General features: G+C 43.7%; 21 protein-coding genes. 1 reads left to right on the forward strand and 20 read right to left on the reverse strand.

Going from position 1 to position 22,709, the window contains the following annotated elements; translation table 11 throughout:
• Positions 1 to 40: 40 nt before the first annotated feature.
• The 3 genes from NYE25_RS20825 to NYE25_RS20835 all read right to left on the reverse strand — a co-directional run bounded on the left by NYE25_RS20825 (position 41) and on the right by NYE25_RS20835 (position 2,228).
• Positions 41 to 271: a cold-shock protein gene (locus NYE25_RS20825; RefSeq protein ID WP_042131698.1), complete on the reverse strand. Its 231-nt coding sequence runs from the start codon at positions 269 to 271 to the stop codon at positions 41 to 43.
• A gap of 92 nt (positions 272 to 363) precedes the next feature.
• On the reverse strand, positions 364 to 564 hold the full coding sequence (locus tag NYE25_RS20830) for a cold-shock protein (RefSeq protein WP_019914582.1): 201 nt from the start codon (positions 562 to 564) through the stop codon (positions 364 to 366).
• Positions 565 to 983: 419 nt separating this feature from the next.
• A complete protein-coding gene (locus tag NYE25_RS20835) occupies positions 984 to 2,228 on the reverse strand; it encodes a S1C family serine protease (RefSeq protein ID WP_042193026.1) in 1,245 nt (414 codons plus the stop codon).
• Positions 2,229 to 2,602: 374 nt separating this feature from the next.
• Here NYE25_RS20835 and NYE25_RS20840 point away from each other — a divergent pair, with 374 nt between their 5' ends.
• Positions 2,603 to 2,812: a hypothetical protein gene (locus tag NYE25_RS20840; protein ID WP_042193027.1), complete on the forward strand. Its 210-nt coding sequence runs from the start codon at positions 2,603 to 2,605 to the stop codon at positions 2,810 to 2,812.
• On the opposite strand, the gene NYE25_RS20845 is transcribed toward NYE25_RS20840, so the two are convergent.
• The 17 genes from NYE25_RS20845 to opp4A form a co-directional block, all read right to left on the reverse strand.
• Positions 2,778 to 3,587, reverse strand: a complete 810-nt coding sequence (locus NYE25_RS20845) for an MBL fold metallo-hydrolase (protein ID WP_042193028.1) — start codon at positions 3,585 to 3,587, stop codon at positions 2,778 to 2,780. The genes NYE25_RS20840 and NYE25_RS20845 overlap by 35 nt on opposite strands.
• A gap of 14 nt (positions 3,588 to 3,601) precedes the next feature.
• On the reverse strand, positions 3,602 to 4,342 hold the full coding sequence (yycI, locus tag NYE25_RS20850; protein ID WP_042193029.1) for a two-component system regulatory protein YycI: 741 nt from the start codon (positions 4,340 to 4,342) through the stop codon (positions 3,602 to 3,604).
• A gap of 38 nt (positions 4,343 to 4,380) precedes the next feature.
• Positions 4,381 to 5,673 carry a YycH family regulatory protein gene (locus NYE25_RS20855; protein WP_042193030.1) on the reverse strand — a complete coding sequence of 431 codons (1,293 nt, stop codon included), beginning with the start codon at positions 5,671 to 5,673 and terminating at the stop codon, positions 4,381 to 4,383.
• The gene (gene walK / locus NYE25_RS20860) at positions 5,670 to 7,499 is read right to left on the reverse strand and encodes a cell wall metabolism sensor histidine kinase WalK (RefSeq protein ID WP_042193031.1); all 1,830 of its coding nucleotides are present in this window, start codon (positions 7,497 to 7,499) and stop codon (positions 5,670 to 5,672) included. Before walK ends, NYE25_RS20855 begins: the two co-directional genes overlap by 4 nt.
• Positions 7,499 to 8,230 carry a response regulator YycF gene (yycF, locus tag NYE25_RS20865; protein WP_042193032.1) on the reverse strand — a complete coding sequence of 244 codons (732 nt, stop codon included), beginning with the start codon at positions 8,228 to 8,230 and terminating at the stop codon, positions 7,499 to 7,501. Before yycF ends, walK begins: the two co-directional genes overlap by 1 nt.
• A 189-nt stretch (positions 8,231 to 8,419) precedes the next feature.
• Positions 8,420 to 9,964, reverse strand: coding sequence for a M23 family metallopeptidase (locus tag NYE25_RS20870; RefSeq protein ID WP_341146777.1), 1,545 nt, complete (start codon positions 9,962 to 9,964; stop codon positions 8,420 to 8,422).
• 309 nt (positions 9,965 to 10,273) lie between these two features.
• Complete coding sequence (locus NYE25_RS20875; protein WP_341146778.1) at positions 10,274 to 10,924, reverse strand: hypothetical protein; 651 nt, start codon at positions 10,922 to 10,924, stop codon at positions 10,274 to 10,276.
• A 162-nt stretch (positions 10,925 to 11,086) separates the two neighbouring features.
• Positions 11,087 to 12,373, reverse strand: a complete 1,287-nt coding sequence (locus tag NYE25_RS20880; protein WP_341146779.1) for an adenylosuccinate synthase — start codon at positions 12,371 to 12,373, stop codon at positions 11,087 to 11,089.
• A gap of 209 nt (positions 12,374 to 12,582) precedes the next feature.
• Positions 12,583 to 13,950 (reverse strand): replicative DNA helicase, encoded by a 1,368-nt coding sequence (gene dnaB, locus NYE25_RS20885; protein WP_042131710.1) that lies wholly within the window; start codon positions 13,948 to 13,950, stop codon positions 12,583 to 12,585.
• 1 nt (position 13,951) lies between these two features.
• Entirely contained in the window at positions 13,952 to 14,398 is a 447-nt protein-coding gene (gene rplI / locus NYE25_RS20890; protein ID WP_042193036.1) for a 50S ribosomal protein L9, read from the reverse strand.
• A complete protein-coding gene (locus NYE25_RS20895; protein ID WP_042193037.1) occupies positions 14,395 to 16,401 on the reverse strand; it encodes a DHH family phosphoesterase in 2,007 nt (668 codons plus the stop codon). The genes rplI and NYE25_RS20895 overlap by 4 nt, the downstream gene beginning before the upstream one ends.
• A gap of 11 nt (positions 16,402 to 16,412) precedes the next feature.
• Positions 16,413 to 17,330 carry a DUF2232 domain-containing protein gene (locus NYE25_RS20900; protein WP_076298104.1) on the reverse strand — a complete coding sequence of 306 codons (918 nt, stop codon included), beginning with the start codon at positions 17,328 to 17,330 and terminating at the stop codon, positions 16,413 to 16,415.
• 6 nt (positions 17,331 to 17,336) lie between these two features.
• The gene (locus tag NYE25_RS20905; protein ID WP_170880353.1) at positions 17,337 to 17,639 is read right to left on the reverse strand and encodes a MazG-like family protein; all 303 of its coding nucleotides are present in this window, start codon (positions 17,637 to 17,639) and stop codon (positions 17,337 to 17,339) included.
• 212 nt (positions 17,640 to 17,851) lie between these two features.
• Positions 17,852 to 18,277 carry a CBS domain-containing protein gene (locus tag NYE25_RS20910; RefSeq protein WP_042193039.1) on the reverse strand — a complete coding sequence of 142 codons (426 nt, stop codon included), beginning with the start codon at positions 18,275 to 18,277 and terminating at the stop codon, positions 17,852 to 17,854.
• A 193-nt stretch (positions 18,278 to 18,470) separates the two neighbouring features.
• Positions 18,471 to 19,511: an LCP family protein gene (locus NYE25_RS20915; protein ID WP_179085792.1), complete on the reverse strand. Its 1,041-nt coding sequence runs from the start codon at positions 19,509 to 19,511 to the stop codon at positions 18,471 to 18,473.
• A gap of 316 nt (positions 19,512 to 19,827) precedes the next feature.
• Positions 19,828 to 20,772, reverse strand: coding sequence for a D-alanyl-D-alanine carboxypeptidase family protein (locus NYE25_RS20920; protein ID WP_339244147.1), 945 nt, complete (start codon positions 20,770 to 20,772; stop codon positions 19,828 to 19,830).
• A gap of 74 nt (positions 20,773 to 20,846) precedes the next feature.
• Positions 20,847 to 22,577 carry an oligopeptide ABC transporter substrate-binding protein gene (opp4A, locus tag NYE25_RS20925; protein ID WP_341146780.1) on the reverse strand — a complete coding sequence of 577 codons (1,731 nt, stop codon included), beginning with the start codon at positions 22,575 to 22,577 and terminating at the stop codon, positions 20,847 to 20,849.
• Positions 22,578 to 22,709: the final 132 nt, after the last annotated feature.

Genomic DNA, 22,709 nt, shown 5'->3' on the forward strand with positions numbered 1-22,709 from the left:
TTCACTGCTCTATAACAAGCTTGACTCATAAAGGCATTGGTTAGGTAATGGAAATACCCTTCTTCAGCGATTTGAGATCGCCATTCGAATTAAGCAATTGTGGTAGCATCTTCGTGCTGCGAACCATTGGAGAGTCACATAGACGGCAAGAAGGCGCATGTTCAAATGCGAAATTATCCCTCATCCATCCGTTGCATCCATCATTGGTACACGCCCAAATCGCGGTATTTTCTTCCGGTATTTCTTCCAAAGGTTTCTTCCGGTAGTTCATTGCCGTTCCTCCCATCCTGTAAGTCAATAGTGACTAACTAGATATAAAAAGACCGTCCCAACTTTCACAAGCTGGGACGGTTTCTTCTATTATTACAGTTTTACAACGTTTTCGGCTTGTGGTCCACGGTTGCCTTGAACAACGTTGAATTCAACGCGTTGGCCTTCGTCCAAAGTTTTGAAGCCGTCGCCAGTGATTGCGCTGAAGTGAACGAATACGTCGCTTCCGCCTTCAACTTCGATAAATCCGAATCCTTTTTCTGCGTTGAACCATTTAACTGTACCTGTTTGCATGTGTGTTACCTCCACAAATTTAAATTAATATGTTCTTTTTATCTTCAAACAAAGAAAAAATTCACACATTGAAAAAGGTTGTATTACCGAATATAACAGCCCTTTTCAATGCGAAAATTAGGGACTAAATGTATGATTGATATCATATTACCACACCTGATTAGCAAAGGCAAGCTGGCATCCGTATATATCCGTTTCTACCCTAATAAGTATTACCTTCCAATGTAAGGGTTGCCAGTCAGCCCAAAATTGATTAAATCAGCTTATAATTGCCATATTTATCAAAACTTTAGAAGAAATAGATCCCCGATAGCGATACAGAGTATCGCTATTTCAGGAAGCTCTACCTTCTCAACCGAAGGGGTAGTCCGCTCTACTTGTCATTACTGCTATATCATTATATGCCGACTTCCAGCATATTATTCCTCTGGTTTTTCAAGAAGTTTTACTGTAGTCTGATTGACTTTCCCATTTCGATAATAGGTAATCTTCAGATCCTCACCAATCTTCGTCTGATTATATAAATACTTGCGAAGGGAAAGCGTGGATGTAATCGGTTCATCATTAAATTTCGTAATTACATCATTGAACTGTATTCCCGCTTCTTGTGCAGGTCCAACAGCATCCAGAACGACAACCCCATCCTTAACATTGTTCGGTAGGTTCAGTTCCTTGCGTTGGTCCTCTGCGAGAGGAATGTAAGGATTGTTTAAATCTACCGAATATACGCCTAAGTAGGAACGGGCAATCCGCCCTTTCTCAGCCAGTTCATTAGCGGTATCTATCACATGGTTAGCTGGAATAGCAAAACCCAGCCCTTCTACACCTGCATCGGAGATTTTCATCGTGTTAATACCGATGACTTTACCATCCAGATCCACAAGCGCCCCGCCGCTATTGCCTTCATTAATTGCTGCATCGGTCTGAATGACCTCTTGCTCCCAATCATATACGCCGTCCTGATTCAAGGATACGGGAACCTTCCGTTCAGTATAGCTGACAATACCTGAAGTCAATGTGTCACCAAGTCCCAACGGGTTTCCGATGGCAATGACCGTTTCACCTAGACGAAGCTTCGAGGAATCCCCGAGCTCTGCGATTGTATTGATACCCTTGGCATCAATAGAAAGGACCGCGATGTCACTCACTTTATCCGTTCCAACGAGTGTAGCTTTACGTGTCTCGCCATCTACTGTTACGACTTCAAGATTGCTAGAGTCTTCGATGACATGGTTATTAGTAATGATAAACGCTTTATTATCTACCTTTTTATAAATCACTCCAGAGCCTAATGCTGACTCATCCAGAATGTTCAATTCTTTATTATCTTCTTTATGATTGATAATACTTACTACCGCAGGACGAACCGTAGCAGCGGCTTGAATGATACGGTCAAACGGATCTCTGCTTGGGGCAACCTCCCCAGTTGTTACTACCGACTTCGGGGCAGTTTCGTGACTCATTTGTCCAGTAAGCATACTGAATAAAAACACTGCCACCACAGCACTGATTAAGGAGCAGACGGCGGATATTTGCCAAGTGGATAAGCCCTTGCGCGATCTTCGCACAGAATGCTTGCGGTTAGCAAATGATCCCTTTGATGCTTCATCCCCTCTGGACCGTGATACTTTAGTTGAATAGAAATCGTCATCAAACAATCCCACCGAAAATCTCCCCCTTCTATTGCCAACCGTTCACAGTATCTAAAACCTGAACCTCTAGCAATCACGTTCCAAGCATATACCTCTGCATCCTTTAGACTCCAACAATCACTAAAAAGTTTCACTTTATCCATTAACCACACAATAGTTTCAGTTAATCGAAAGAATTTTAGAATCTTTCAATATATCTTCTCTACTAGGAATATTTTGTAACTTAAAAGACTACACTAATAGAAAGGTTCCATAAATTTAGAGTTTGCTTATCACGTCTATAATTGTATCACAGGCAACCCTCAATTCGTGATTTTCCTGAGGTAAAAAGCCTGCGAATTTTTTACAACTCCAGTTCTGCTTTTACTACATAAGGAGGTATAATTATGAATTCTTTTTCCACAAGTATGGATCTGGTGGAGTTTATCGGTAAGCTTGGCGATTTGAAGGATGAACACTACCATATGACCCTTGCCTTCAGTGCTATGATCGAATTGATGATCGATAAAGGCCTGATCTCCCGCCAAGAATTAGAACGAAAGACTGCCGAGCTTGATCAGCTTATGACAACTGGCTCAACTTATCCCATGGCGTAGGTTGGTCATAATACGTATCGCAAAGCTTAAACTCACTATCTTTAAAGAAACAGCCCCGATCCTCCATTGCGCAACGTACCGACATTTTAGCCAAATCCATCATATTATGATCCCGGCTTAAATGCGCTAAATAGGTACGTTTAGTCCGTCCTGTGAGAATTTCACTTAGTGCTGCTCCGGCTGCTTCATTAGAAAGGTGACCCATGTCGCCAAGTATACGTCGTTTCGTATTCCACGGATAACGTCCCATCCTCAGCATTTCAATATCATGATTCGCCTCCAGCACCAATACGTCCGCCTCTGAAATCGCATCTCTTACCTTGTCGCTAACATATCCCAGATCTGTAGCTACACACAGTTTTTCTTTTCCATCATAAAAATTGTAACCCACCGGCTCCGCCGCATCATGAGAAATTGCAAACGATTCTACACGCAGACTACCAAAATCCCTATGCTGTCCCGACTCCATAATGATTCGGTTATAGTCGGGTATTTTCCCAATGCCTTTTTCAATGGCTCCCCAGGTATTGGTGTTCGCATAAATCGGAAGATCGTATTTACGGGCCATTGCCCCGAGTCCTTTAATATGATCGGAATGCTCGTGTGTGACTAGAATCCCGTCTATATCATTACCCGTTAGCTCGCGCATGGCCAACAGCTCATCGATCCGCTTGGCACTTAGTCCCGCGTCAATCATAAGTGTTGTCTCCCCGTTCCGAACCACCGTTACATTTCCGGTAGAACCACTGGACAGTACTGTAAATGAAATCCCCATTTTCCTTACTCCTTCTAATCTGTTGTCTTCGGACTGATGATGTCCGCACTTATAGCATCCACATAATAGGCATTGCCGTTCTCCAGCATGAACCGCCACATTGGCGACGCTACCTGACTTTCGGAGTTGAACAACTCACCATAATAACCAAGCTCAATCTCCTTTACTACAGAGTCTGCCGGAAAATATTTTTCAATCAAACTGCTAAGCGCTTGCGATGCCGGCAGTACCTTCTGTTCCTTATCGCTACTGCTTGCCCCTATCTCAATCTTAGGTGAGCGGAAAGCTACAATCTTCTGATCACTATTAATCAACTCTAACCTAACTCGGAATAGCGACCACTGATTCTGAACTAGCGGGTGAAGCACGAACTTCCCAACTTCACTTTCTTGAGAATCAAAACGATAATTTGCGATATCCGGTATTTGACTTTCAAGCGCCTTGCTAAGGTCAGTGAAGGAAGAATAGATCAGCTTGCTGTCTATAGGAACATCTAATTTAATGGGTGGTTCATTCTGCTCTTCAGCAGAATATCGATAAGTTATATTAGGAAGCTGCGGGGTAGAAGCCGGAATGGGACACAACACACGAATCCCTTTCTGCTCCATGACCGCCTGGGTTTCTTCGGACAGGGAAGTGAAATCGAGATTGGCACTAACCTGATCGCGCAAATCAATCCACAGCTGATAACATAGCAGCAGATTTAGACCTAAAAAGGCGCAAATTAGTACATTTTTGGCTCTTCCCCAATCCATACCCTTACCTCCTAAATGTTATATGAACAACTTGTACATTAATTTAATGTAAGAACGCTGCCGTCAATAAGCGTAACCTTCCAGACTGGAAGTAGTTGCAGCTTCTCTTCTTTCACTACAGGTACATACGCAGGCGTTAAATCCTTCACTGCCGAAGTTTTGCTAACCGCAGACAATTGATTCTCTAGCTCCACGCCTCCAGATAGCTCTACGATTTTCTTCTCTGCCTTACTCTCATCAATATAGATTAACGAGCGTTCATAAGAGGATACGGTGCCTTGCTGCAATTCCAGATTAATTACACCATACTGCAGCTGCGAGTTACTCATGATCGGATAGGAGCCATATGGATAGGAACCATAATATTGTTGAAAAGAGACCTTTCTCTCCTGTCTCCCCTCCTCGGTGGCTTCAAGACGATAGGTTCCATTCCATCCACCATGTTGGTTCACAAATTCTACAGCTTCAAGCGCATCCTTGGCAGGTGTACTGTCTCCGGCTGGAAGTGCGGCAGGATCGCTATAGCTCATCCAATTCCGTTCCTTATCGACCTGAAGACTCCGTTTGCTATCCGTATAAATCTCCGAGCCATTTTTCTCGCGAATATATCTAGTGCTTCCAACATCGAAGAAAAGATTGTTCTGCATTTGTTCTATGGTATACATGCCTGAAGGCATCTCAACCTGAACCAGAGAAATCTTGCTGTCTGGCACATAATAATCACCATCTACGGACTTGTAAGGCGTCCAGTTCTTGCCGAAATCCACATGCTGCTGCACGTCTTGCACAGTTAAATCCGCTTTTGCCGCTTCATATATAATGTCGCCTCTCGTACTGAAGAAAATGGCATGCGCTTTGGAGTCATTCTTAATGTTATAGATCCAAATGCGATCAATGCTTTCTCCTTCAAATAGGGAATCAGGTGACAGCTGCATAACCCGCTGAAGTAACGTTACCGGAATGCCGGATCCGAACGAAAGCTCAATCCCCGGATTCTCATTTCGAATCTTATCCCAATCATAATCCTGTACCGAGTGCCGCTGGAAGCTTTCAAATCCACGCCCTTTTAACCGATTCATAATCAAGCTATAGAACGTTGAGTCTGGATAAAAAAGCGTATGCTTGTTATCGCCCATATGGATGATCATTTTATCAGGGTACAGCAGGTTCTCAACCTTTTCCTCCGGTCCCATATTGTCTGTCTTCACATATAGATTCTCGGAGAGTACCGCTGAGTCTGCACCAGGCAAGCGATAAATCAAATAGTAACTCTCAACAAGACTTCCCAGCACGAGCAAGGCTAAAATCCATGACTTCAATCTCTCCTTCATGCCTCACTCCCCCTTTGCGCATTCAGAGGTAGTGTAAAGGTTACCTTAGAGCCTTCATTAAGCTCGGATTGCAGGGAAATAGAGCCTCCATGGGCTTTCACAATTTCCCGGGCAATGGAAAGGCCAAGTCCGGTGCCTCCCATATTCCGTGAACGCGCCTTATCCACCCGATAAAAACGTTCAAAGATCCGCTCGATGTCTTTCTTCGGTATACCAATCCCGGAATCCCGTACAGAAATGGAGAGCATTCCATCCTCACTTTTCAAGGCCTCCAATTCAATCGTACCGCCTTCTGGCGTATATTTTAATGCATTTGAGACCAAATTCCCCAAGACCTGATCGATTTGATCACGATCGAGCCATGCTGTGCTGACATCCCTACGGACCCTTGTACTAATGTCGATCCGCTTCTGCCGAATCTGAAAAGAAAAGCGGTCTGCTACATCCTCTAGCATCTCTGTAATATCCGTCTGCTGAATTCTGAGAAGTGCCTCCTTGGAATCCAGACGCGACAGATGCAGTAGATCTGTAACCAGACGAATCATACGCTCGGTTTCGTTACGAATAACCCCAACAAAACGAACCGCTAACTGCGGATCCTCAAGCGCTCCATCATCAAGTGCCTCCACATAGCTCTTAATCGTTGTAAGTGGTGTTCTTAGCTCATGCGAAACGTTCGCGACGAACTCTCGGCGTGATTCCTCCAGGTTCTCTTGCTCAGTTACATCTTGCAGTACAGCAATCGTACCGGCAATGCCGCCTTCACGGCGATGAATCGGAGTAAACGTAACTCTCACGATATTAGAATCTTCTCCACCCATATGTGTCAGATGAAGCATTGCAGACTGGGCATTTCCTTTAGCCAAGGAACCACTCTGCTCGTAATCAAGACCTAACAATTTATCCAGTGGGGCACCTTCCGGCAACGGACCTTCTGTTCCCAGCATAAGTGCTGCTCGAAGGTTCATAAGAATGACTACACCATTCTCATCCGTGGCTACCACACCGTCACTCATATTCGTCAGAATAGAGGTGAGCTTCTCTTTCTCTTCCTCATTCTGAGAGAGCGCCTCACGCAATCTGCCGGTCATATAATTGAATGCCTGACTGAGTTGTCCAATTTCATCGTTGCCGAGCACGGGCATTTTTCGATTGAACCGACCTTCAGCAACAGCTGTTGCATGCCTAGTCATTTCTTTAATCGGCTGCGTAATGGTGTGTGCAAGAATAACACATAGGACAACTGTCAGTCCCAAGGCTAACAGCAAACCAGAGATAAATACACTGTTGATCCTGCCCATGGTCGCATATAAATCTTTCATGTCAGCAGCAATATAGATTGCACCTACTACCTTGTCACCGGAAAGTACCGGCTTGGCCACAACCTTTTTCCGCACATTATCATCGGCAATAATATATTCTTCATTATCGCTGATCCCCTGCAAGGCGCGATTGACTACGGTCTGAGTGTTGCGCTGTCCGACATAGTCATTCTGCGAGGGCACGGAGGTGGTAATGATTTTGCCGCTGGCATCAAGCACCTGAATCTCCGCCCCGTTAATGTAAAGATTATTAACCATACCACGCAGACTTTCTACAGCCGTTTCCTCGTCAACGGTACCAGCCTCACTACCGAATTTATCAGCAGTCAGGATAGATAGCATCTCCGCACGTGCTTTAAGATCCTTCGTGAAGTTATCCGTTAATGAGTTCTTCATCGAGCTGACAAAATAGACTCCAATTAACTGCATAGCTATCAGAATCAGCAGCACATAAATAATAATAAGCTTGGCCTGAATTGTCCGGAAAAAGGACCACCACTTCATCACAGTCCTCCGCTTTTAGGGCTATGCATCAAATAGCCAAGTCCGCGCCGAGTATAAATATATTCCGGCTTGCTGGGATTCTCCTCAATTTTCTCTCTTAGACGACGGATCGTCACGTCTACGGTCCGCACATCGCCGAAATACTCGAATCCCCACACGGCCTGCAGTAAATGCTCCCGGGTCATCACCTTACCCGCATGTTTAATCATATAGTAGAGCAGCTCATATTCACGATGGGTCAAATCAAGCGGCTCCCCACCCTTATATACCAGATACATATCTGTATCAATAAATAGATCAAAATGGTAAATACCCTGTCTGGTCTCTGCAGGTTCATTCGCCATTCCCGGCGGTGACGGTTTGTGCTGTCTCCGCATTTGGGCCTTCACTCTGGCGAGTAGCTCACGTGTACTAAAAGGTTTGGTCACATAATCATCCGCACCAAGCTCTAGACCAAGCACCTTATCAATCTCTCCGTCTTTGGCAGTAAGCATAATGATAGGAATGTCCAAATGTGCAGAACGAACCTCACGACAAACATCCATCCCGTCCTTACCAGGCAGCATAAGATCAAGCAGCATAAGATCAGGCTTTTTGGACAATGCCAACTCCACTGCACTGTTACCATCAAAAGCACAAATAACCTCGTAGCCTTCTTTTTCTAGATTAAACTTCAATATATCAGCAATAGGCTGTTCATCGTCTACTACCAGAATCGTTCCCATCTGCATGTCTCAGCTTCACCTTCCTATCCCTACTTAAAGATCATTCCTTTATTTTAACATACCTGTCTTACCGTCACATCCTACGAAATAAGGAATCGGCTTCCCCAGCAAAAAGAAACAGCTATATCGTCATTCCTATATTAAAAAAAATAAAACCGCTCGAGTTTAATCGAGCAGTTGAGGTTAAAGTATGAATTATCGCAAATACTTCATTGGATTTACTGCAGTGCCATTCTTCCGAATCTCAAAATGCAGATGTGTTCCCGTCGAGCGTCCAGTATTGCCCATTACGCCAATTTTGGCGCCTTGCTCCAAACGCTGTCCCGTAGAAACGGAGATGCTGTTTAAGTGGCCATAATAGGTTTCGTATCCGTTACGGTGATCCACGATAACCACATTTCCATATCCACTCTTCACACCAGCAAAGATTACAGTTCCGGCATCAGAGGCTTTAATGCTTCGGTTGCCAGATACCATATCTAGACCCTTATGAGCACGGCTCCAGCGCTCACCGAAACTACTAGTAAGGGTTGCTCCGCTTACTGGCCAACTGAACATGCCTGTTCCTTCACCAACTACCTTCGTACCCCGATAAACCACTTCAGGGAGAGAAGATTTAATAACGGTCTGACCCAACCACTCTTCTTGTACGACCATTCCGTTTTTCTTTGTTAACCGATACTGCATTTCTTTAAGGCCCGTTTGTCCTGGACGAACGACCTTACTTTTGCCTGCTGGTAACTGGTCGCTTTTCCGCACGATCACTTCAGGCTCAGTAACCACCTGCTCTGACACTTGCTCTACAGTAACAACTGTAACATCTGGCTGTGGTACCTTCAGCTTCAGTGTATCTCCAATCTTCAAAGTTAGCTCTTTCACATCCGGGTTGTTACTATAGATCTCTTTTTGTGTAATTTCAAACCGTTTGGCAATCCCCGAAATCGTATCGCCCTCTTGAACGGTATAAAGAAGTGGTGCTTCTTTACCCTCGGTAAGAGTTTTGACCGCTTCCTGCACATCCAACACTTTGTTAGGGTCTGTCTTCACTGGAACAATAGCAACTTCTTCACTAATTTTGACTGACTCCACTTGGTTAGGAGCTTTTGCTTTCGCAGCACTTGAACTTGAGGCTGCTGTTCTTGTGAGCTTACTAGCCGTTGCTACTTTAGTTTGCGGAACATAATGATTCTTTACCCCTTCAAGTACCGCATTTGCGGTCTCTTGATCCTTAACAATGCCAACCACCTTGCCATCTACCAATAATTGTACACCTACGGCATAGGCCTTCAGCATTCCATCTAATTTACTAAGCGTTGCTTCACTATCAACTTCCGGCTTGTACGCTTTCTCCTGTTTAATTGTAATGCCTTCTGTCTGAAGCACCATCGTTGAATCTGGATATTTGTCCTGATATTCCTGTTGCTTCTTATCATACAGCTGATTAAGCTGTGCCTGATCGTTAAGCTTCCCGATCTCCTTACCCTTCACCAACACTTGATAGAAGGTTTCAGTATTGGCTGCTACATACTTTTTCTCTGCACCAATCAACACAGTGGTTAGAAGTACTAGACCAACAGCTCCCAAAATCCAAGAGTGCCGGAATCTACGAGTTCCTTTTTCTTGATGAAAGTGTGTGGAGTCGTGATCGAAATTGTGGCTCTGCTGAACATCTGCTCCGGATTCTGCTGTGTCGCTATCCTGCAGTTTCCCCATCCGGCGCATGAACTTAAATCCCTTCATGAAACTCTCCCTTTCAGTCCGCTCGGTCATCCGAGACGAGCGGCCAAGCTAGTTATACAATCTCGAGTATATAGATTACGACCATGAATATTTCCACTTATCCTAGTTCTAATTTCCTGCTTCTAATGGACCCTCAAAAAGGTTACAATTGGTTACAAAAAATTAACCCTTTGAACATCCTTGTCTAATGTACCATAGCTGAGCGGAAAATTTCAACTTTGTACACATAAAAAAACCCACGAAATACGCGGGTTTTTTGCGCAAATATGAAAATTTAGCCTTTTTCTTGTGTCTAGAAATTGACAATTACTATGGTTGCTGTAGAGTTTCTGTAGTTGGTGTAAGCATTTTCATTATACTCTCGTATTCATCGGGATCAACATATTTGGCAATGACTTGTTGCAGCTCCTTAACCTCATCCTCCGTTAGACCATCCTCCATCGCCGTGGAGATTTTCTGCATCTCATCCTGCGGTAGTTTGGACATCAAGATATTGAATATATTTACCTTCTCCGCCGAAGGGAGATTATCTTTTAAGTCACCTATTGCCTCAGGTGTCATTACCAATTTCTGGTCCTCTGAACTTCCACTCTGGCTTTCGTTAGTAGAAGACTCATTTGAGGCTTGGCCCATAACCGGTAAAGCATCCTCGGGTGCTTTTTGCTCCACCGGCTCCCCTTTTTCAGATGTATCCTTACTTTTATCTTCATCCTTGTTTACCGCGCTGCCTGTTGTCGTCGCTTCTTTATTCGCTTTATTGGAGTCCGATTGGCTATCCATGCCAATAATGCTCTTGACCATCCCACCTAAACCTGGGCCTGGACTATCCATTTTAATATCGAAGCTCGCCAGCACCGACTGAATATAAGCATTTACAACCACGCCCGTAGTTAGAATTGAAAGTGTACTTGCGAGTACTACAATTAGACATACTCCCAGTGCACGCTTCACGATCTTCATTTCTTCTCTCCTCTCACCTATGTTCAAGTCTATCTGGTATATTTTTTCCATGTTTTTCTATACTCCCAGTATTGACTAGAACCGGCTTCGGGAAACATACGCATAAAAGTAAACATAAAAAAGAGACCTCTCGCGAGGTCCCTTATAAATGACTAAATTTATTTAGATATAAATTGGCGTTACTTGATTCGTCTGCTCACGGTTACGGCCTACTGAGAAGATGGCGATCGGAATCCCTGTAAGCTCAGATACACGTTCAACATATCTGCGTGTATTTGCTGGCAGATCGTCCAATGTTTTTGCAGAAGTAATATCTTCGCTCCAACCTGGAAGCTCCTCATATACCGCTTCGCACTCTGCCAGCATCTTAAGGCTAGCTGGGTAATGCGTGATTATTTCACCACGGTATTTGTAGCCTGTGCAGATCTTCACAGTCTCAAGTCCACTCAGCACATCCAGCGAGTTAAGAGACAAGCCTGTGATTCCACTTACACGACGAGCGTGACTTACAACAACACTGTCAAACCAACCTACACGGCGAGCACGTCCTGTAACTGTTCCATATTCATGACCTGTTTCACGGATATAATCACCAGTTGCATCGTTCAGTTCTGTAGGGAACGGGCCATCTCCAACACGAGTAGTGTAGGCTTTAGCAACCCCGATAACCTGTTTAATCTTAGAAGGTCCAACACCAGAACCTATGCATACGCCACCTGCAGAAGGGTTAGAAGAAGTAACAAACGGATACGTGCCTTGATCGATATCAAGCATTACCCCTTGTGCACCCTCAAACAATACTTTGCGATCTGCATCAATAGCTTCATTAAGAATGACCGACGTATCTGTCACATAATTACGTAGCACTTCCGCATATTCCAGGTACTGAGTCAGAATCTCTTCAACATCAAGAGCTTCCGCGCCATATACTTGAGTAATCACTTGGTTCTTCTCTTCCATCAAGTGACGAAGTCTCAATTCGAATTCCTCAGCGTCCATCAGGTCAGCAATACGGATACCGTTACGTGCAGCCTTATCCATGTAACATGGACCGATGCCTTTGCGTGTTGTACCAATCTTGTTCGGACCCTTGCGGTCTTCTTCCAGAGCATCCAGTACCATGTGATAAGGCATAATAACATGAGCCCGGTCGCTGATCACTAAGTTTTTAGTGTCAAAGCCGTTCTCGTGAATATAATTAATTTCTTGGATCAAGGCAGCTGGATTAATAACCATCCCGTTACCAATTACACAAGTCTTTTCTTTATAAAATACACCAGAAGGGATTAAGCTGAGCTTAAACTTCTCACCGTCAATCAGAATCGTGTGACCGGCATTATTGCCCCCTTGATAACGGGCAACCACATCTGCACTTTCCGCTAGAAAGTCAGTGATTTTCCCTTTACCTTCGTCTCCCCATTGTGTTCCCACGACGACTACCGTTGACATGTTCATTCCTCCGTAGGTGCTAGCAAGCACCATTATTTTTCATAATATGGGCCCTGTACGTCATTCTTATGTACGTAGCCCTCCGGACTCCAAGCGGATTTACCCACTAAAGGACAATACTCAGTGTAACAGCCGTTTTTTTCAAAGTCAAATAAAACGAACGATTACACAAAGAAATGTGCAATCGTTCGGATATCATACATGACAGGTTACCCAGCAAATGGTTCTGCATGTGCTCGCTCGTAGTTAACGAACTTGTTGAAGTTTTTGAGGAAGACAAGCTCTACTGTCCCAACGGGACCATTACGCTGTTTAGCTATAATAATTTCAATAATATTTTTCTTCTCAGTGTCCTGATTGTAATAGTCGTCACGATACAAGAACGCAACAATGTCGGCATCCTGCTCGATAGAACCGGATTCACGCAAGTCACTCATCATCGGTCGTTTATCCTGACGTTGTTCCACACCCCGGCTAAGCTGCGACAGGGCGATAACCGGCACGTCCAATTCACGAGCGATCTGCTTCAATGTACGGGATATATCCGATACTTCCTGTTGACGGTTTTCCCCGCCTTTACCGCGGCCCTGAATGAGCTGCAAGTAGTCAATGACGATCATCCCCAGGCCCTTTTCCTTCTTGAGCCTCCGGCATTTCGCACGAATATCCGTTACAGTAATCCCTGCTGTATCATCGATATAAATCTCCGCCTCCGACAGGGACTGAATGCCCATAGTCAGCTTCGACCAATCATCATCACTCTTGAAGTCACCGGTACGCATAGTATTCGCATCCAGATTAGCTTCGGCACAAATCATCCGCTGTACTAGCTGCGGCGCAGACATTTCCAGACTAAATATGGCAACCGTCTCTTTGGCACGTACGGCCACATTCTGAGCAATATTTAGCGCGAATGCTGTCTTACCTACAGAAGGACGGGCTGCAACAATAATCAAATCATTGCGCTGGAATCCATTAGTCATATGGTCTAAATCCACAAATCCCGTTGGAATACCTGACATGCCGCCCTTATCTTTATTCTGATGGAGGAGTTCAACCTTATCAAATACTTCCATTAAAACATCGCGGATTGCGATAAATCCACTGCCGCTGCGCCGGTTAGAGATTTCAAGAATTCGCCGTTCTGCATCACTCAGCATATCGGCTACATCTTCGCCGCCGGTGTAACCCTCGCTTACGATTTGCGTCGCTGTACGAATCAAACGCCGTAACATAGCCTTTTCTTCAATAATCTGCGCGTAGTATTCTACGTTAGCCGCAGTAGGCACAGCATGCGCCAGCTTAGCTAGGTAGCTAACACCACCAATATCTTCGAGCTCTCCCTTGTCCTGCAGTCTAGAAGTAAGCGTAACAAGATCAATCGGCTGGCTCTCTTCTCCGAGCTGCACCATCGCCTCAAAAATCATTTGATGCGCTTTATCGTAGAAGTCTTCGGTATTCACCCGTTCCATTGCAGTAATGAGCGCTTCATCCTGCAACAGAACAGCACCAATTACCGCTTGCTCCGCCTCAAGATTCTGCGGGGGAACCCGATCGAAAAAGAGATCTCCACCCATGTTACTCCTCCGTTACCTGAACCTTAAGGGTAGCCTTTACTTCAGTGTGTAGTTTTATACTTACTTGAAACACTCCCAAATGACGAATCGGCTCTCCTAGCTCAATCTTGCGCTTATCGATGGAAATGCTTTGAGTGGAAGCTAGCGTTTCAGCAATTTGTTTGCTCGTGATTGCGCCGAATAGACGGCCGCCTTCACCTGCTTTTGCTTTCATAGTAAGAGTAAGCTCATCTATCTTCTTGCCCAGTTGCTGGGCTTCTTCTTTTTCGTTATCTTTACGGCGTTGTTCAGCAGCTGCTTGATTCTCAAGCGTCTTCACATTGCCTTCCGTTGCCGGACGAACTAATCCACGTGGTAATAGGAAGTTCGAAGCATAACCTTCGGATACCTCTTTAACCTGACCTTTTTTACCTTGACCCTTAACATCTTTTATGAAAATGACCTTCATTCGAATAAACCCTCTTTCGATTCGATTTCAGCCAGCACTTGCAGCAGTCTGGCTTCTGCTTCTTTACATGTTCCTTCTAGCTGTACCGCGGCGTTCGATAGATGCCCACCGCCACCCATTTTTTCCATCACGACCTGTACATTCATACGCCCAAGTGATCGAGCACTAATGCTTATCAGGCCGTCTGGTCGCTCACTAATGACAAATGAAGCGACTACGTTCGTCATCCCAAGTAATGTATCCGCAGTCTGAGCGATAAGTAGCTGTGGAATCTTCATACCTGGTGCCGTAACGACCAATGCGATTTGATCATAAATCATACGCGCATGTTTGATAATTTCGGCTTTTGAAATATACTCCTGTAAATCCTCCTTCAGCATACGCTGAATAAGAACGGTATCCGCACCATTTCGGCGCAGAAACCCTGCAGCTTCAAATGTACGTGAGCCTGTATGCAGTGCAAAGTGCTTCGTATCTACAGTAATTCCCGCTAAGAGCATTGTAGCATCCAATGGACTAATCTTTACCTTCTCATGGATATATTGAAGCAACTCTGTCACCAGCTCACAGGTTGATGAAGCATAAGGCTCTAAATAGACAAGTACAGCATCGTTGATGAACTCTTCGCCTCTACGGTGATGATCCACGACCACAATTCTACTCGCATATTGCACAAGCCGCGGTTCCATTGTCATAGATGCCTTATGGGTATCTACAACAATAAGTAGTGTATGCTCCGTCATCACTTGTAAAGACTGCTCCGTTGTGATGAACGACTTAAACAATTCATCATCTTTCCGAATCTGCTCCATCATGTTCGTTATGGAAGGATTAGGAGTTTCCATCACAATGCTAGCCTCTACATTATACATCTGTGCGGCTCTTAGAAGGCCAATCGCAGCACCAACAGCATCGATATCTGGTGTGCGGTGGCCGAGGATCAGCACACGGTCGCTCTCCTGCATTAAATCACGTAGCGCATGCGCAATGACTCGTGCCCGCACTCGTGTACGCTTCTCCGCAGCATTACTCTTTCCACCGTAGAAAGACAACCTCTGACCTGCTTTTACAGCAGCCTGATCTCCACCTCGGCCGAGCGCCATATCCAAACTGGATTGTGCTAAGGCACCTAGCTCGCTTGCAGAGTCCGCTCCAAATGCCATACCAATACTCAGTGTCATAGGCACTTTAAGGTCGGCCGTCATTTCCCTAATCTCATCGAGAATAACGAATCGACTTTCTTCCAGTGCTTGCAGACTACGATGATTAAGTAGCATTAGATAACGCTCAGACGACAGACGACGTAGATAAACATCAAACTGTTTACTCCATTCGGTGATCTCACTCGCTACCTTAGCGATCAGAGAAGTACGCTGTTGATCATCCATTCCTTGAGCAGATTCATCTAGATTATCCATCATCACTATGCCAATCGCCAGCTTCTCATCCTCATAACGTTCACGTAGCACCACAAGCTCAGTGATATCATACATGTAAAGAATACGTTCACTTGGAATAATGACAGCTTGGTAAAATCGTTCATCCACAGTGAGCTCAAGGCGAGTGTCATGCAATACGCCTTCTTTGTGAACATCCCGTTTTCCCGATACATTCGTCGTAAAAAAAGACTGCATATCCGGCAGCAATTCCAGTAGCGGTTCCCCAACTAAAGACTTGCGCGCAAAAATATCACCAGCATAGCGGTTATTCCATTCTACTGTTCGATCTTCGCTAAACAGAATGATTCCGAGGGGCAGCATACTCACTGCTTCTCCCTCCACCCGCTTAATACGAAAAGTTAATCCATTAATATATTCCACCAGATTACGGCGGAACGAAATTTCCGTCTTCAGCATATAGAAGCATAATGTACCTGCCAGAAACAGGCTAACGACCCCAAGAGCCCAGTTATAAATACTAACAATTATAATAAGGGCCAACAGCAGCATGAACGCCCATACGGTATGATAGCCGTGCCAGCGTCTTTGCAGAAATTTAGGCATGAACTCTCACCCTATCGTTTCGATTTCGTCACATACTCCCGCAGTGGGAAAGCAAGATCAATAATACCAATAATGCGTAGCGGCGGCAGCAAAATGACCGGTATTGCTAGCAGAATGGCAACCATCTTGTTCCATTTGCGTTCATGCGCCAGGAAGAAGAAAAATCCAATCGCCTGAATCATAAAGCCAATTCGTAGCAACGGCAGTAGATTGGCAGAAATCATGAGGATGTAATTATTCTCTGATCCTGAGAAGAAGAGCTGAAGAACCACACCAATCAAATAATACCAAATAAACGATCTCGAAAGTCTCCATTCACGAGCAGGCTTCATCTTAGGCACTGCATAATTCATACTGTTCAGAATCGGACGAACAATAGAATGCGTAATGACAGCTATCATAAAAGAGCTTACGATTAGAGTCATTGGGATCATTTGAACCGTCATATGACTTAGCTTGTTTACATCCTCAGTCGTAAATCCAAGATCAGTAAACAGTGGATTAGCAGTACCAAGATCAGACAGAGGCGAGTTAACCATCTGCAGCACATCGTTCACATAGTTAGACAAATCAAAGTTAAATAACGCCGTACCGAGTAATAAGAGTAACAGGAATTCTCCAAGAATCGTAACCGTACCTGCAATCACGGTAGATACTGCTGAAGCATGTCTTTTATACCAACGTCCCATAACCAGAGCAGGTATTAAGAAATACGCCGCGATCAGCACATAAATAGGTGTAATCAGACCAACAATCAGCAACACCGGCAATACGTGTAGAACGAATTGTTTGGTGTTCAGCGTAGTGAATAACACTACTGCCGGAACAATCATAAATAGGGTAGTGATGATGAGCAGTGGAGTCGTTAAACTAAGCAGCAAAAGTAAATATACTACGCTCCAAGCCACAGATGACCAGCGAAATTTCAACAGTATTCACCTCTTACGCATATGTTCTTCTAAAGCAGATATATCTTGATACCATTCTTCCAGTTGATGCCCTTCCTGCTTATGCTTTCTGAGCTTCTCGAGTAGCAAGTCATCTAATTGACGATAGGGAATCCCTAGTCTGCGGCCCAAAATATAAGAGCTCATAATCAAACTAGCCAGGCTGTCGCCCACACGGGTAGTACTGCCTTCCCATAACGCTTTAAATAACCGTGAAACTTGGTCAATCACTTCTGTTTTTAACCATTCAATTACCTTGGCGCGTTTAGCGACATCCAGATCCTTCGGCACATTGGACACGTCTCTCTACCTCCGGCAAAAAGCTTTATTCTCCATTATAGCATAAAAAATTCCGTGTCACACAAGGCGCCCCGCGCACCTTAAGTATGCTTCAACAAGGGATGAACTAGTACTTCTTTCATTTTTAAAAAAGACCTGCTTTCCGTTATCGCCGGAAATACAGGCCTTGTTCCGATTGCTTCTATTACCGCGAATAAATTGGGCTATAATGACTCTTGAGATTGTTTTGATACAAATTTCTCACAATATTCTATGACTTGACTCCGGCGAACGATGCCAATAAACCGGTTCATATCATCGACTACAGGAACAAAGTTCTGTACCTTAGCCAAATTAATCAGATCTTCCATATCCGCATCAATCGAGACAGGTCTGTTATTCATCCTCAACGGCAAATCTTTAAGCAAGAATTTTGAAGCGTTCTCGAAAGTAACCTTGCCCTCGGATTCCTTCATATACCAGAGCAGATCACCCTCTGTAACCGTACCAGCGTATTCTCCATTTCGGTTCAGAATAGGGACAGCAGTATAACGGTGATACTCCATCCTCTCCAACGTTTGGCGTAGCGTTGAATCGATCGTTACGCAAGCGACTTCCTGTTTCGGAAGTAAAAAAAATGCAATATTCATCTCTTGATCCTCCTCAAAGAGTTCCGAAGGAATTACGGTTCTTTAACTTCCTTTTACTACCATACAAAATTATTAATACGTGGCAGCTTAATAATCGTTCCAATACATTATAGCATGAAGACAGTAAGCAGCAGCCATAAGAATGTGAATGGCTGCTGCAACTAATTATATGAGTTTGAACTCCACTTTAGAATTATTGCGTAACTGCTGTTGATTTAGGCTCCAGTGCATTACTTGCTTTTCCCGGCTCAATTAGTTGATCTACAGGTGTTGCTGCACTCATCCAGTTGTCGATCATCGCCTTAGCTTCACTCAAATCCTCTTCATCAACGATATCATAGTAAACACCATCCATACGTTTACCTTCACCCATAACTGTGAAGCTTGAGATATCCATGCCTTTTCCGCCCATGAATTTTTTGGCTAGACTAATGATCATCGAAGGCTCTATATCGGTTTTGAAATTATCTCCCATAATATCCAGCAACTTCGGAATGTTGCCAATTTGACTGATCGATAACATTTTATTCGCTACAACATCAATAAAAACCTGTTGGCGTTTGGTGCGGTTAAAGTCACTATCCTCACGATAACGCGTATAGTTCAGTGCTTCTTGTCCGTTATAAAGCGACTTTCCAGCTTCAATTGTAAACTTTTCATGATCCTTACCCTTGTTCACAATGTCTTTCTTAATCGGCAGAGGAACGCCTCCAATAGCATCTACAGCATCCTTGAGTCCTTGGAAATTTATTGTCGCATAATATTGAATATCATGACCAAGCAGAGCTTCTAGAGAATCCTTGGCCATCTGTTGCCCCCCAAAAGCATAGGCATGTGTAATCTTATCCTTTTTATTATCCTTATGACCTATAATTTCCGTATACGTATCACGCGGAATAGAAATGAGCAGGATCTTATAGTCCTCAGGCCGAACAACAGCGTACATCATGGTATCTGAACGTGCCGTTTCATTATCACGTTGATCGGTACCTAAGAGCATAATTGAGAACGGATCGCTCTTGTACACAACCGGTTCTGGCTTAACCTTATTATCATCCTTAAGCGGCTGGTAAGATTCTTCCTTTAGCTTAGTTTCAACCCGATCAGACAAAAAGAGGTCGAAGGCTAATACAGCCAGGGAATTACGAAACAGAAAGCCTCCCGCTATAATAACAACAAGAACAATGAGGGCGATATATCTTTTCTTTATTTTTTTCATCTTTGATTCCTTCATTTTTGATTCCTTCTTTATTGTAGAATAATTGCTTGCCATATATATAATGCTTCCTGAATCTTTATCAGGCAGTCATGACTTTATTTCTCACGGCGATCAACTGACCCTTATTCCATTATCTTATTGTCCCCCCTTTCAAGAAATTCAGGTCATTCAAAATTATAGAAAAAAAAGTTTTTCGCGGTTCTAAAATAATGTGGACTAAAACAATATTTCTATTGTAATCACTAAATGGATAAAAAGAAACCACAAATAACGACATGAATAGGGAAAAAGCACCAAACCAAGTAATAAATACTGGTATGGCGCTCCGACTTTAGTTCCTAATTCTGAGCGGATTCATCATATGTTTAACCCGATCTCCGGATTGTAAACCACGGAAAAATCCGTAATCAAATAATTTTGCTGCCCCTTCAAATCGGCTCTCATAAGTCTTTGCCCCCATAACGACTGCAATAAGCCTATGCCCATCCCGCTGAGCCGAGCCTGCAATACAGTATCCTGCCCGGTTATTATGTCCAGTCTTTAATCCATCTGTACCCTCATAAGCGTAAATGCCACCCATAGCTGGCAACATGAAATTGCTATTACTTACATATAGCCCCTTATTCTTCAAATGCATTTGTGTACGGCTGGAAATATTGAGAATATCCGGATGATGATAGATTAGTGCGGCAGCCAATTTAGCGGTATCACGAGCTGTCATCATAGTCTCACCGCTGATATGCATATTCGGATCAGTGAAACCAAGATCCTTACCTGATAGGCCCGTTGCATTAGTAAATATTGTACGAGAAGATAAGCCTAGACTATGTGCCTTGTCGTTCATCATGAGCACAAAAGAGGCTTCTGAACCAGCCATATACTCAGCCAATGCAACAGTAGCATCGTTGGCAGAATAAATAGTGACTCCTTCGAATAATTCTCTTATAGTATAGAATTCTCCCCGCTTCAATGAGAGGCTTGTGCCGCCCATTTTACTTGCATAGGCACTAATTGGGACTCTATCCTCCCATCTAATCATTCCAGAGGAGATTTGATCCAGCACAATCATTTCTGTCATTAATTTAGATACACTGGCCGGTGGCATGGGTACATCACCATTAATATCCACCCATATATCTCCGGTATCCATATCTAGAAGCACTGCTGATTCCGCGTCAATATTCGGTTTAAAACCAAGCCCAGTTGGCCTCCATACCGCAATTAAGACAACGACTAATACAGCTGCGATTGCCCCCACTACTATCCGTCTCTTCATCGTCGTCATCCTCCATACTATATATGACGAATGAAACTACAATTTGATTTCACTTTTCACAAAAAATTATTATTTTATTTTTCGTCCTCTTCCTTAATCCACCATTTATAAGGGTCTATAATCGTACTCATAGAATTCACGCGAACGCCCTGTAGGCGCTTATTTACTGGAACTATCGCTTTTCGTTCGGCAAAAAAGATCATAGGCACCTCTTCATTAACCAGCTTCTGCCACTCATAGTATATTTCTTTACGATAATCCATATCGTATGCCTTCATACTTACGCCTTCACGAATCAGCTCTTCATTCCGCTCGGAAGACCAACGGGGATAGTTCCATAGATCATTTTCTCTCCATAGACCTGTTGGATCGGGACCACTCGCTAACCCCCATACTCCGTAAAATAGTTCGATAGACGGATCATCGGCTTCCACTGCATCGTAGAAAGCATGGAATTCCTTTAAGGCTCCACCGTTCAGCTGTACATCGAGTCCAACATCACGCCAATTTCTTAAAATGGCATTAGTACGTAGCTCTGCTGTTTGACTGCCTAGCATAGAATCAAAATGGATCATCAGCTTCTGGCCCTTTGGGTCTTCTCGTAATCCGTCACCATCTAGATCCAAGAACCCAGCAGCATCCAGCAGTTCCTTGGCCTTTGTAGGATTATACAGATAAGCATTAATCTCAGTATCAGGGATCTTCGCCCAGCTAGTGCTAGATATTGGAGTCTCTACAGCCTCAGCTAGACCGTGGGAATATGCTTTGATGATCCCTTCACGATCTAAAGCATAATACATAGCTTGCCGTAATCTTTTGTCTTCAAATTTAGGGTTATCCATTACGATGGTCTCGGTTTCCGTATCCCAATGCCCGAATTTAAAACCTATATATTCATAGCCTAGCTCAGCAGTTTGCAGGATGTTAATGTTATCCAGTTCTTTTAGATCATCATAAGCATCCCGAGGGGCTGACTCTATGTCAATCTCTCCTGATTGAAAGCGTTCAGCCACTTCCTTATCGTCAAATGCCTTATACACTATCCCATCCAATAGCGCTTTGCCCTTGTAATATTGATCAAAACGTTTCATTTCTACCCTCTGGCCAGGCTGAATATGTTCAACCTCAAAAGGGCCAATACCTATAGGAGATTTTCGCATCTGGTCACTTTCAGGCATATCTTTAACAGCAATTCCAGTATAGTATTTTTTATTCATCGGATAGGGCCACAGACTATCGATGGTGTTTACCCGTGCAGCAGTTACAGTTATTTTCAAAGTATAAGGATCTATAACCTTCAATCCGGATATGCCCTTCGCTTCTCCCTCATGATAGGCCTCTGCACCCTGAATCATTTCAACACTATAATAATGCGAGCCCGTATAATCTGGACTAGCAATAGTTTCAATTGCGAATTTCCAATCCTCTACCGTTAATTCATCACCGTTATGCCAACGGATTCCCGGTTTAATTTTAAAGGTAAATACTTTATGATCATCAGATTCCTGCCAAGAGGCGATATTAGGAACCGTCACTAGTTCATCATTTACCTGAAACATCGGCTCAGTAATAAATTCCAGCACATGAAAATCATCTTCACCTTCATAAAAAGCAGGCTCAAACAAACCCGTAAATGGTGAGGAGAATCCGTAGGTAACTACTCCACCAGCTTGTGGCTTATCGTCTACTACATTATGGCGCGAAGATAATGGATTACTGCTAGAAGTTGTTCTACTACATGCTGACAATAGAGTTGCCATCACGAGCAGTGTTAACAACAACCTGCATATTTTCTTATTATTCATGTGTTTCTTCCCTTCTCTAGTTGAACGTATATCTACATTTAAGTTATGGAACATAAATATTTTTACTGTAACAAAGTTTTATGGTGGTTACAATAACTTCTAAGCCCTAGGCCTTTACTCCTGCTTGAAATT

The sequence above is a fragment of the Paenibacillus sp. FSL E2-8871 genome, assembly GCF_038000345.1.
Lineage (GTDB): Bacteria > Bacillota > Bacilli > Paenibacillales > Paenibacillaceae > Paenibacillus_AQ.

Bases quoted from the DNA above. Each gene is read 5' to 3' on its own strand.
- NYE25_RS20825 (WP_042131698.1), bottom strand. From the start codon at position 271: ATGAACTACCGGAAGAAACCTTTGGAAGAAATACCGGAAGAAAATACC.
- NYE25_RS20830 (WP_019914582.1), bottom strand. From the start codon at position 564: ATGCAAACAGGTACAGTTAAATGGTTCAACGCAGAAAAAGGATTCGGA.
- NYE25_RS20840 (WP_042193027.1), top strand. From the start codon at position 2,603: ATGAATTCTTTTTCCACAAGTATGGATCTGGTGGAGTTTATCGGTAAG.
- NYE25_RS20845 (WP_042193028.1), bottom strand. From the start codon at position 3,587: ATGGGGATTTCATTTACAGTACTGTCCAGTGGTTCTACCGGAAATGTA.
- yycI (WP_042193029.1), bottom strand. From the start codon at position 4,342: ATGGATTGGGGAAGAGCCAAAAATGTACTAATTTGCGCCTTTTTAGGT.
- NYE25_RS20855 (WP_042193030.1), bottom strand. From the start codon at position 5,673: ATGAAGGAGAGATTGAAGTCATGGATTTTAGCCTTGCTCGTGCTGGGA.
- walK (WP_042193031.1), bottom strand. From the start codon at position 7,499: ATGAAGTGGTGGTCCTTTTTCCGGACAATTCAGGCCAAGCTTATTATT.
- yycF (WP_042193032.1), bottom strand. From the start codon at position 8,230: ATGCAGATGGGAACGATTCTGGTAGTAGACGATGAACAGCCTATTGCT.
- NYE25_RS20870 (WP_341146777.1), bottom strand. From the start codon at position 9,964: ATGAAGGGATTTAAGTTCATGCGCCGGATGGGGAAACTGCAGGATAGC.
- NYE25_RS20875 (WP_341146778.1), bottom strand. From the start codon at position 10,924: ATGAAGATCGTGAAGCGTGCACTGGGAGTATGTCTAATTGTAGTACTC.
- NYE25_RS20880 (WP_341146779.1), bottom strand. From the start codon at position 12,373: ATGTCAACGGTAGTCGTCGTGGGAACACAATGGGGAGACGAAGGTAAA.
- dnaB (WP_042131710.1), bottom strand. From the start codon at position 13,950: ATGGGTGGAGATCTCTTTTTCGATCGGGTTCCCCCGCAGAATCTTGAG.
- rplI (WP_042193036.1), bottom strand. From the start codon at position 14,398: ATGAAGGTCATTTTCATAAAAGATGTTAAGGGTCAAGGTAAAAAAGGT.
- NYE25_RS20895 (WP_042193037.1), bottom strand. From the start codon at position 16,401: ATGCCTAAATTTCTGCAAAGACGCTGGCACGGCTATCATACCGTATGG.
- NYE25_RS20910 (WP_042193039.1), bottom strand. From the start codon at position 18,277: ATGAATATTGCATTTTTTTTACTTCCGAAACAGGAAGTCGCTTGCGTA.
- NYE25_RS20915 (WP_179085792.1), bottom strand. From the start codon at position 19,511: ATGAAGGAATCAAAGATGAAAAAAATAAAGAAAAGATATATCGCCCTC.
- NYE25_RS20920 (WP_339244147.1), bottom strand. From the start codon at position 20,772: ATGAAGAGACGGATAGTAGTGGGGGCAATCGCAGCTGTATTAGTCGTT.
- opp4A (WP_341146780.1), bottom strand. From the start codon at position 22,577: ATGAATAATAAGAAAATATGCAGGTTGTTGTTAACACTGCTCGTGATG.